The sequence below is a fragment of the Halomonas sp. BM-2019 genome (assembly GCF_017584085.1).
The window spans coordinates 116,425-120,589 of record NZ_CP071922.1 but is presented as its reverse complement, the minus strand read 5'-3'; the positions used below and the strand labels follow the sequence as shown (position 1 = coordinate 120,589).

Below are 4,165 nucleotides of genomic sequence, written 5' to 3'. Positions count from 1 at the left end.
GCTGGACCTCGCCGCCGTGGGCGGCCACCCCGACGTCGCGGCGCTGGCTACCATGCACGGCCACAAGACCGGCGCGCTGATTCGCGCGGCGGCACGCCTGGGCGGGCTGGTCGCCGTGGCCGAGGAGGACCCGCGCCTCGCCGCCCTGGACGCCTACGCCCGTGCCATCGGCCTGGCCTTCCAGATCCATGACGACGTACTCGACGTGACCGGCGACACCGCGACCCTGGGCAAGGCCTCGGGGGCGGATGCCGCCCGGGACAAGCCCACCTACCCCACGCTGCTGGGCCTGGCGGGCGCCCGCGCTCGCGCCGCGGCGCTGGTGGAGGAGGCGGTGGCCGCGGTGGCCCCGCTGGGCGAGGCCGGCCTGCCCCTGGCGGTTCTGGCCCGCTACATGATCGAGCGTGACCACTGACACGACTGAAGCCCACATGAAGCTGTTCGATGACATCCCCGTCGAGCGTCCGGCGACGCCGCTGCTCGACACCCTGGACACGCCGGCCGCGCTGCGCGCCATGTCCACCGCCCAGCTCTTGCAGGTGGCCGACGAGCTGCGCGCCTACCTGCTCTACAGCGTGGGCGTCTCCGGCGGTCACTTCGGCGCCGGCCTGGGCGTGGTGGAGCTGACCGTGGCGCTGCATCAGGCCCTGGAGACCCCCTTCGACCGCCTGGTGTGGGACGTAGGCCACCAGGCCTATCCCCACAAGATCCTCACCGGGCGCCGTGAGGCGATGCCCAACATTCGCCACCATGGCGGGCTGGCGGCCTTCCCACGGCGTGCCGAGTCCGAGTACGACACCTTCGGCGTGGGGCACTCCAGCACCTCGATCTCGGCGGCGCTGGGCATGGCCCTGGCCGCCCGCGCCCGGGGCGAGACGCGGCGCACCTGTGCGGTGATCGGCGATGGCGCCCTGACCGCCGGCATGGCCTTCGAGGCCCTGGCCCACGCCGGCCACGTCGACGCCAATCTGCTGGTGGTGCTCAACGACAACGAGATGTCGATCTCCGAGAACGTCGGCGGCATCGCCAGCTACCTGGCGCGGATCCTGGCCAGCAAGCCCTATATCACCATGCGCGAAGGGGGCAAGAAGGTGCTCTCCCACTTGCCGGGGGCGCTGGAGCTGGCGCGGCGCACCGAGGAGCACATGAAGGGCATGGTCAGCCCGGCCACGCTTTTCGAGGAGATGGGCTTCAACTATATCGGTCCCATCGACGGCCACGACCTGCCGCTGCTGGTGCAGACCCTGCGCAACATGCGCGACCTGGAGGGCCCCCAGTTCCTGCACGTCAAGACCCGCAAGGGGCGCGGCTTCCTGCCCGCCGAGGCCGACCCCATCGGCTACCACGCCATCACCAAGCTGGAGAAGAACGACGAGGCGCCGCCGCTTGCCCCGGTGGTGGTGCCCCTGCCCAAGAAGAAGCCGAAGAAGTACTGCAACGTCTTCGGCGACTGGCTGTGCGACATGGCGGCGGCCGACCCGCGGTTGATCGGCATTACCCCGGCCATGCGCGAGGGCTCCGACCTGATCCGCTTCTCCCAGGCGTATCCCGCGCGTTACTTCGACGTGGCCATCGCCGAGCAGCACGCGGTGACCCTGGCCGCCGGCATGGCCTGCGAGGGCATGAAGCCGGTGGTGGCGATCTACTCCACCTTCCTGCAGCGCGGCTACGATCAGCTGATCCACGACGTGGCGGTGCAGGAGCTCGATGTCACCTTCGCCATCGATCGCGCCGGCCTGGTGGGCGAGGACGGCCCCACCCATCACGGCAGCCTGGACCTCGCCTACCTGCGCTGTGTGCCCGGCCTGGTGATCCTGGCCCCGGCCGACGAGGCCGAGTGTCGCGCCATGCTCAGCGCCGCCTACCACCATCCGGGACCGGCCGCGGTGCGCTACCCCCGCGGCGGTGGGCCCGGGGTGGCGATCCCCGCTCACCTCGAGCCGCTCGCCATCGGCCGGGCCGAGAGGCGTCGCCGGGGCGGCGCCGAGGCCGGGGCGCGAATCGCCCTGCTGGCCTTCGGCAGCCTCAACACGCCGGCCGAGGCGGTCGCCGAGCGGCTGGATGCCACTCACCTCAACATGCGCTCGGTGAAGCCGCTGGACCGCGAGGCGGTGCTGGGCGCCGCCGCCGACCACGACCTGCTGGTGACCCTGGAGGAGAACGTGGTGGCCGGCGGCGCCGGTAGCGCGGTGGGCGAGCTGCTGGCCGCCGAAGGCGTTCAGGTGCCGCTGCTGCAACTGGGCCTGCCCGACGCCTTCGTCGAACACGGCAAGCCCGCCGAGCTGCTCGCCGAATGCGGCCTGGACGCCGCCGGCATCGAGGAGGCGATCCGGGCCCGGCTGGGCTAGCCCTTGCGTTCGATATCCACGTCGCTGGCCTGGGTGAAGTCACCCAGCGCCATCATGTGGCCGAGCTTGCCGGCCTTGGTGGAGAGGTACTGCTCGTTGTGGGGGTTCAAGCCGGTGGTGAGCGGGACCCGCTCGGCCACGGTGACGCCGGCCTTGGTCAGGGCTTCGACCTTGCGCGGGTTGTTGGTCATCAGCCTCAGCGAGGCGGCGCCCAGGTGTTCGAGCATCGGCACGCAGAGGTCGTAGCGGCGCAGGTCGGCGCCGAAGCCCAGCCGCTCGTTGGCCTCCACGGTGTCGGCACCCTGGTCCTGCAGGTGGTAGGCACGGATCTTGTTGAGCAGGCCGATGCCGCGCCCCTCCTGGCGCAGGTAGAGCAGCACGCCGCGCCCCTCGTCGGCGATACGCTTGAGCGCCTCCTGAAGCTGGTAGCCGCAGTCGCAGCGCATGGAGAAGAGGGCGTCGCCGGTCAGGCACTCGGAGTGGACCCGGCCCAGCACCGGCTCGCCGTCGGCCACGTCGCCCAGGGTCAGGGCGATATGGTCCTTGCCGGTGGCCTCGTCCTCGAAGCCGTGCATGGTGAAGGTGGCCCAGGGGGTGGGCAGCCGGGAGGCGGCGATGAAGCGAATCGTCACGGAGTACCTCGGTGTCAGGCCCTTCTTGATCCACGGCAGGGCAATGCCGGCGGGTGAGGGCTCATTCTAGCAGGAAGCCGGGCGCGGCTCACGACCGCAGCCGCGCCGGTGCCAATCGGGTACAATGAGGCCCACATTTCCCGTGGATGACCGCCTGCATGGAACTCAAGAACGATCGCTTTCTGCGCGCCCTGGCGCGTCAGCCTGTGGACCGCACCCCGGTGTGGATGATGCGCCAGGCCGGCCGCTACCTGCCGGAGTATCGCGCCACCCGCGCCGAGGCCGGCGATTTCATGGACCTCTGCCGCAATCAGGATCTGGCCTGCGAGGTGACCCTGCAGCCCCTGGAGCGCTACCCGCTGGACGCGGCGATCCTCTTCTCGGATATCCTCACCATCCCCGACGCCATGGGGCTGGGGCTCTATTTCGAGACCGGCGAGGGGCCCAAGTTCCGCAAGCCGGTGCGCAGCGCCGAGGACGTGGCGGCCCTTGCCGTGCCCGACGTCGAGCGCGACCTGGACTACGTGATGCGCGCGGTCTCCACCATCCGCCGCGAGCTGAACGGCCGGGTGCCGCTGATCGGCTTTTCCGGCAGCCCCTGGACGCTGGCCACCTACATGGTGGAGGGCAGCTCCAGCAAGGACTTCCGCCACGTCAAGACCATGCTCTACGACACGCCCAGCGTGATGCATGACCTGCTCGACACCCTGGCCACTGCGGTGACCGAGTACCTCAACGCCCAGATCCGCGCCGGCGCCCAGGCGGTACAGATCTTCGACACCTGGGGCGGGGCCCTCTCCACCCCGGCCTACCTGGAGTTCTCGCTGCGCTACATGGAGCAGATCGTCGCCGGGCTGATCCGCGAGCACGATGGGCGCCGCGTGCCGGTGATCCTGTTCACCAAGAACGGCGGCCAGTGGCTCGAGGATATCGCCCTGGCCGGCCCCGACGCCGTGGGCCTGGACTGGTCCACCGAGCTCTCCGGCGCCCGGGCGCGGGTCGGCCACAAGGTGGCCCTGCAGGGCAACCTGGACCCCAACGTGCTGTTCGCCCGCCCCGCGGCGATCCGCGCCGAGGTGGCGCGCATCCTCGACAGCTACGGCGCAGGCCCCGGCCACGTCTTCAACCTGGGCCACGGCATCAGCCAGTTCACCGATCCGGACCGCGTGACGGCCTTCATGGAGT

4 protein-coding genes are annotated in these 4,165 nt (G+C 70.7%); 3 read left to right on the top strand and 1 reads right to left on the bottom strand.

Annotated features, from left to right (window positions below; genetic code table 11):
• Both J5F18_RS00635 and dxs read left to right on the top strand, forming a co-directional pair.
• Nucleotides 1–415 (top strand): polyprenyl synthetase family protein (locus tag J5F18_RS00635; protein ID WP_346300444.1); only part of this gene is annotated, 415 nt, incomplete at its 5' end.
• 16 nt (nt 416–431) lie between these two features.
• Nucleotides 432–2,348 (top strand): 1-deoxy-D-xylulose-5-phosphate synthase, encoded by a 1,917-nt coding sequence (gene dxs / locus J5F18_RS00630; protein WP_346300443.1) that lies wholly within the window; start codon nt 432–434, stop codon nt 2,346–2,348.
• On the opposite strand, the gene ribA is transcribed toward dxs, so the two are convergent.
• Entirely contained in the window at nt 2,345–2,980 is a 636-nt protein-coding gene (gene ribA, locus J5F18_RS00625) for a GTP cyclohydrolase II (protein WP_346300442.1), read from the bottom strand. The two genes, dxs and ribA, sit on opposite strands and share 4 nt — an antisense overlap.
• 158 nt (nt 2,981–3,138) lie before the next feature.
• On the opposite strand from ribA, the gene hemE reads away from it, so the two are divergent.
• The coding region (hemE, locus tag J5F18_RS00620; RefSeq protein WP_346300441.1) for a uroporphyrinogen decarboxylase at nt 3,139–4,165 on the top strand (1,027 nt) is incomplete at its 3' end.